The organism is Haliea sp. (genome assembly GCF_040222615.1).
Taxonomy (GTDB): domain Bacteria; phylum Pseudomonadota; class Gammaproteobacteria; order Pseudomonadales; family Halieaceae; genus Haliea.
On record NZ_JAVKCQ010000065.1, the window covers coordinates 36,928 to 43,075 of the forward strand.

The following is a 6,148-nucleotide window of genomic DNA, read 5'->3' on the forward strand; positions in this document are numbered from 1 at the left end:
GTGGGCCGTGCTGGCTGCCGCTCCGGCCCGGCTACCCTCAGGGCCCGGGTATGGCCGTGAAGCGCCAGTCCGCACCCACCCTGCGCACGTCGCTCAGGGTCAGCGGCACCTTGTCCGCCATCTGCGCCAGGGGCAGCTCCAGCAAGGGCCGGGCCGAACTCCCCATCAGGGTGGGAGCCATGTATACGATCAATTCATCCAACAGGCCCAGTCGCAGCAAGGCCCCCGCCAAACGGGGGCCAGATTCTACCAGAATTTCGTTGCATTGCCGCCTGTTGAGCTCGACCAACAGGGCCTGCAGGTCGAGGCCGTTGGCACCGCGGTCCAGGGCCAGCAGCTCGGTGGTGCCACCGGGGGCCGCGGTGGGCGGCGACATATCGGTGCCGTGGCACCACAGGGTCGGCGCATCGGTGCTGAAAATACGGGCCTCCGCTGGCAGCTGCAGGTGGGAATCCAGCACCACGCGCAGGGGCTGGCGGGCGCTGGCCCGGGCGGCTTCGGCGCCTTCCATGCCCAGCTCGGCGGCACGGACGGTGAGGGCGCAGTCATCCGCCAGGGCAGTGCCGCCACCGGTGAGGATTGCGCAGCTCATGGCCCGCAGCCGCTGCACATCCTGCCGCGCCGCGGCGCCGGTAATCCACTGGCTCTCGCCCGATGCCATGGCGGTGCGGCCGTCCAGGGACATGGCCAGCTTGGCCCGCACCCGACCGCGGCCGCGGCGCATGCGGGCAATAAAGCCGGGGATAAGCTGCTCCGCCTCCGCCGCGAGCAGGCCGCAGCTCACCGCCACTCCCGCCGCCCGCAGCCGCTCCAGACCACTGCCGGCGACCTGCGGATTGGGGTCCTCCAGTGCAGCGACCACCCTGCTAACCCCCGCAGCCACCAGGGCATCCGCACAGGGGCCGGTCTTGCCGTGGTGGCTGCAGGGTTCCAGGGTGACATAGGCGGTGGCGCCGCGGGCATCGCCGGCCACTCTCAGCGCCTCGATCTCCGCATGGTTGCCACCAGCGGGCTGGGTGAAACCCTCGCCGATCACCTGGCCATCCCGCACCAGCACACAGCCGACGTGGGGATTGGGCATGGCGGAGTAGCGCCCGCGACGAGCCAGCTGCAGTGCCCGCGCCATCATGCGCGTATCGATGTGGGTGTCAGTCATGCGGCCTCAGACGGCGCCGTTGCGCTCGCGCTTGGGTTCCGCCTCCAGCCGTTCGATGGCATCGCGAAACTCGGAGATATCCTGGAAGCTGCGGTACACGGATGCGAAACGCACGTAGGCTACCTGATCCAGTTGCTTGAGATGGTCCATCACCAGCTCGCCCAGCACCCGGGAGCCCACCTCGCGCTCGCCGGTGGCGCGCAGGGCATGCTTGATATGGTTGATGGTGGCCTCGATGTCCTCCACCGACACCGGCCGTTTCTCCAGCGCGCGCTGGAAGCCAGCGCGCAGCTTGTTCTCGTCGAAAGGCTCGCGGTTGCCGTTCTGCTTGATAACGCGGGGCATGACCAGTTCCGCCACCTCGTAGGTGGTGAAACGTTCCTTGCAGCTGAGGCACTCGCGACGGCGGCGGATCTGGTCGCCCTCGGCGACCAGCCGCGAATCTATCACCTTGGTGTCATCGGCGGCACAAAAGGGGCAATGCATGGGTGGTTACCCTATGGACAAGTGCCTGAAGCGTAACATATTTCCGGTGTTGGCAGGGTGACGAAAGCACAGTGCGCAAAGCGTGCACATTCATCAAATGCGCCCATGTTCGGTCATCGGCGTTCGCGAACCATTCCCGCCGATCTTTGTTATGCTCTGTTTTCGCTACCCGGAGACAATCATGGTCGAACCCACAGTTATGCGCCTGCTCCGCCGGGCTGTTCTCGCCACAGTGATCTGTGCCCTCTCGCTGCCCGCCACCAGCCTGGCGCAGAAAACCGCCCGCCCTGTGCTGCTGGGCAAGCACTGGGTTGCTGTCACCGGCAAGCCCCAGGGCGCCACCGCCGGGGCGATGATGTTCCAGCAGGGCGGCAACGCCATCGACGCCGCGGCGGCCATGCTGGCGGTCACCTCGACCATGTGGGATGTACTGGGCTGGGGCGGTGAAACCCAGGCCCTTATCTACAACCCGCACACCGGAGAAGTGAAAGGCATCAATGCGCTGGGGGTCGCGCCCACCGGCGCCACTCCCCAATTCTTCCGCGAACAAGGCATGCTCTATCCGCCGGAATACGGACCGCTGGCCGCGGTCACACCCGGCACCCCGGGTGGGCTGATGGTGATGCTGGCGGAATATGGCCGGCTCAGCCTGAAGGAGGTGCTGGCGCCGGCCATGGAAATGGCCCGGGGCTATCCCATCGAGGAAACCCAGGCCCGGTTCATCGAGAGCCGCCGCGATATCCTGGCGCAGTGGCCGGATTCGCGACGGGTGTTCCTGCCCCATTACGATGCCGACCAGCCGGAGCAGCGCGCGGCGCCGGCCCCCGGGGAAATCTTCCGCCAGCCCGACCTGCTGGCAACCCTGGAAAAGCTGGTGGCAGCCGAGGCCGCAGCGCTGGCGGCCGGCAGCGACCGCAAGGCCGCGATCATGGCCGCCTACGAGCGTTTTTACCGCGGTGACATCGCCGCCGAGATTGTCCGTGCCACCCGGGAACAGGGCGGGCTGATCACCGCGGAGGACCTGGCCAGCTGGAAAGTCATCATTGAGGAGCCGGTAAGCGTCAACTACCGCGGCATCGAGGTCTACAAGCTCACCACCTGGACCCAGGGCCCGGCCATGCTGCAGGCCCTGAACCTGCTAGAGGGCTTTGACCTCAAGGCGATGGGCTACAACAGCACCCGCTATATCCACACCCTGTACCAGGCCATGAACCTCGCCTTCGCCGATCGCGACTTCTACTACGGCGACCCCTATGTGCCGCCGGCAGAGCCCGTGGCGGGCCTGCTGTCGAAAAAGTATGCGGAGCAGCGCCGCGCGCTGATGCCCGCTGACCGCAACCTTGTCGACCTCAAGCCGGGCGACCCCTACCCCTTCCAGGGCGGCAAGAATCCCTTCGAAGCCTTGCGCCAGGCCTGGACCCCCATCCCCCCCGCCGCCGATGCCCAGGGCGCGGACAGCTTCCAGCAGGCGGGCATCATGACCGCCGACGAGGCCTTCCTCGCCGGTACCACGTCGATTCAGGCTGCGGACGCCGAGGGCTGGGTGATCTCCGTGACCCCCTCCGGCGGCTGGATCCCCGCCTTTGTGGCCGGCACTACCGGCGTGGGCTTAAGCCAGCGGATGCAGAGTTTCGTGCTGGACGAAGCGCTGAATCCCTACAACGTGGTGCAGCCGGGGCAGCGCCCGCGGGTCACCCTCACCCCCTCCCTGGCACTCAAGGACGGCGCACCGCTGCTGGCCTTTTCCGTGCAGGGCGGGGACACCCAGGACCAGAACCTGCTGCAGTTCTTCCTCAACATGGTCGAATTCGGCATGAATGTGCAGCAGGCGGCGGAGTCCCACAACATCCTCAGCTACCAGATGCAGAGCTCATTCGGTGCCCACCAGGCCGAGCCGGGGCGGCTGCAGGTAACGCCGCTGGTTTCCCCGTTTACCCGTGCCGAGCTTTCCCGCATGGGATACCAGGTGGAGGTGGTCGAGCGCACGTACAACCCGACCACGGCGATCTGGTTCGACCGCGAGCACGGCACCATGCACGGGGGCGCCTCGGATTATGGCGATGATTACGGAATAGCGTGGTGACAAAAAAGGGGCCGCGGCCCCTTTTCATGCGCTTTCGGCTCGCCTCTCAGCGATACACCGGGAAGCGCTTGCAGATCTCCAGCACCTTGCCCTTTACCTCCGCGATAGCGGCATCAGCTGAACCCTGCTCCAGGGCCTCCAGCACATCACACATCCAGCCCGCCAGTTCAACGGTTTCCGCTTCCTTGAAACCGCGGGTAGTGATAGCCGGCGTACCCACCCGCAGGCCGGAGGTAATGAACGGCGAGCGCGGGTCATTGGGCACCGCGTTCTTGTTCACCGTGATGTTGGCCAGGCCCAGGGCCTCATCCGCGTCCTTGCCGGTATAGGGCTTGCCAATCAGGTCCACCAGCATCAGGTGATTGTCGGTACCGCCGGAAACAATATTGATTCCGCGCTCGATAAAGGTCCTGGCCATGGCCCGGGCGTTCGCCACCACCTGCTTCTGATAGGCAATGAACTCAGGGCTGGCGGCTTCCTTGAAGCTCACCGCCTTGGCGGCGATGACGTGCATCAAAGGGCCACCCTGGCCACCGGGGAACACGGCGGACTGGAATTTCTTCTCCAGCGCCTCGTTGGCGCGCGCCAGGATAATGCCGCCCCGGGGGCCACGCAGGGTCTTGTGGGTGGTAGAGGTCACCACGTCCGCATGCGGTACCGGGTTGGGGTAAACGCCCGCCGCGACCAGCCCGGCCACGTGGGCCATGTCCACCAGCAGGTAGGCGCCAACCTTGTCGGCGATGGTACGGAAGCGGGCCCAGTCCATGACCCGGGAGTAGGCGGAAAAACCGGCCACGATCATCTTGGGCTTGTGCTCCAGGGCCAGCGCCTCCACCTGGTCGTAATCGACCTCGCCGGTGTCCGCTTTCAGGCCGTACTGGATGGCGTTATACATTTTGCCGGAAAAGTTGGGCTTGGCGCCGTGGGTCAGGTGGCCGCCGTCCGCCAGGCTCATGCCCAACACAGTGTCTCCGGCGTTGCACAGAGCCTGGTAGACCGCCGAATTGGCCTGGGAGCCTGAGTGGGGCTGGACGTTGGCGTAATCCGCGCCAAACAGGGCCTTGGCCCGCTCGATGGCCAGCTGCTCGGCCTTGTCCACGAACTCACAGCCACCGTAGTAGCGCTTGCCCGGGTAGCCTTCCGCGTACTTGTTGGTCAGGACCGTGCCCTGGGCCTCCATCACCCGGGGGCTGGCGTAGTTTTCCGAGGCGATGAGCTCGATGTGCTCTTCCTGCCGACGCTCTTCCTCCTTGATGGCGGCAAATATCTCGTCGTCGAAACCTGCAATGGTCATGCTCTGGTCAAACATCGGAATCCCCTGGCTGGCGGGGGGCGCGAACGCCCGGTTGGATAAAGGCGCGCATTTTACCCAAATTCATGCCGCCATATAAGTAGTGGGTCACAGCCTGTCCAATCCTGTATTACTTCTGTCACCTTTGTGACATATAGTGTTGCGATAGGAATTGCCATAACGACACAGGAAATCCTGACCAACCATGAATATCAGCTTTTTTGGCAGCGGCTACGTGGGCCTGGTGCAGGCCGCAATCTTCGCGGATGTGGGCCACAGGGTCACGTGCATGGATATCGACCCCGCCCGCGTCGACCGCCTGCGCGACGGCGCTGTGCCCTTTTTCGAGCCGGGCCTGGAACAATTGATCCGCAACGGCATCGCCAGCGGCCTGCTGTCCTTTACCACAGACGCCAAGGAGGCGGTGCAGGCCAGCGACTACCTGTTTGTCTGCGTCGGCACCCCGGCTGGCAGCGATGGCTCGGCGGACATGAGCTATGTAATGCAGGTGGCCACCTCCATCGCCCGCTACATGAGCAGCCGCAAGGTGGTGATCACCAAGTCCACGGTGCCTGTGGGCACCACCGACAAGGTGCGCGAGCATATTGCCGCTGCGCTGGAAGCGCAGGGCCGCAATATCCCCATCGAGGTGGCCTCCAATCCCGAGTTCCTGAAGGAGGGCTCGGCGGTGGCGGACTGCCAAAGCCCCGACCGCATTATCATCGGCACCGAGTCAGCCAGGGTACTGGAAGAGCTGCGACGCATGTACCAGGCGTTCAACCGCAACCATGAAAAGATCATGCACATGGACCCGCGCAGCGCGGAGATGACCAAGCTCGCGGCCAACGCCATGCTCGCCACCAAGATCAGCTTCATGAACGAGATGGCCACCATTGCCGAGGCGGTGGGGGCGGATATCGAGCTGGTGCGCCGGGGCATGGGCTCCGACCCGCGCATCGGCTACCACTTCATCTACCCCGGCTGCGGTTACGGCGGCTCCTGCTTCCCCAAGGACGTACGCGCCCTGAAACACCTGGCGGAGCAGCACGGCCACCGCGCCAATATCCTGACTGCGGTGCACGACACCAACCAGCGGCAAAAGAACAAGCTGGCGGAGCGGGTCATGGCGCGG

Annotated in this window: 5 protein-coding genes; 2 read left to right on the plus strand and 3 right to left on the minus strand. The window is 65.1% G+C overall.

The window, feature by feature from the left end; genetic code table 11:
* Positions 1 to 37: 37 nt before the first annotated feature.
* Entirely contained in the window at positions 38 to 1,156 is a 1,119-nt protein-coding gene (gene ribD, locus RJQ10_RS05775) for a bifunctional diaminohydroxyphosphoribosylaminopyrimidine deaminase/5-amino-6-(5-phosphoribosylamino)uracil reductase RibD (protein WP_350144546.1), read from the minus strand.
* 6 nt (positions 1,157 to 1,162) lie between these two features.
* Positions 1,163 to 1,642 (minus strand): transcriptional regulator NrdR, encoded by a 480-nt coding sequence (gene nrdR, locus RJQ10_RS05780; RefSeq protein ID WP_304706962.1) that lies wholly within the window; start codon positions 1,640 to 1,642, stop codon positions 1,163 to 1,165.
* 181 nt (positions 1,643 to 1,823) lie between these two features.
* On the opposite strand from nrdR, the gene RJQ10_RS05785 reads away from it, so the two are divergent.
* On the plus strand, positions 1,824 to 3,725 hold the full coding sequence (locus RJQ10_RS05785) for a gamma-glutamyltransferase family protein (RefSeq protein ID WP_350144549.1): 1,902 nt from the start codon (positions 1,824 to 1,826) through the stop codon (positions 3,723 to 3,725).
* Between the two features lie 46 nt (positions 3,726 to 3,771).
* Here RJQ10_RS05785 and glyA read toward each other — a convergent pair whose 3' ends face one another.
* Positions 3,772 to 5,034 carry a serine hydroxymethyltransferase gene (gene glyA, locus RJQ10_RS05790; RefSeq protein WP_350144551.1) on the minus strand — a complete coding sequence of 421 codons (1,263 nt, stop codon included), beginning with the start codon at positions 5,032 to 5,034 and terminating at the stop codon, positions 3,772 to 3,774.
* 187 nt (positions 5,035 to 5,221) lie between these two features.
* Here glyA and RJQ10_RS05795 point away from each other — a divergent pair.
* On the plus strand, positions 5,222 to 6,148 hold a 927-nt coding region (locus RJQ10_RS05795; protein WP_350144553.1), incomplete at its 3' end, for a UDP-glucose dehydrogenase family protein.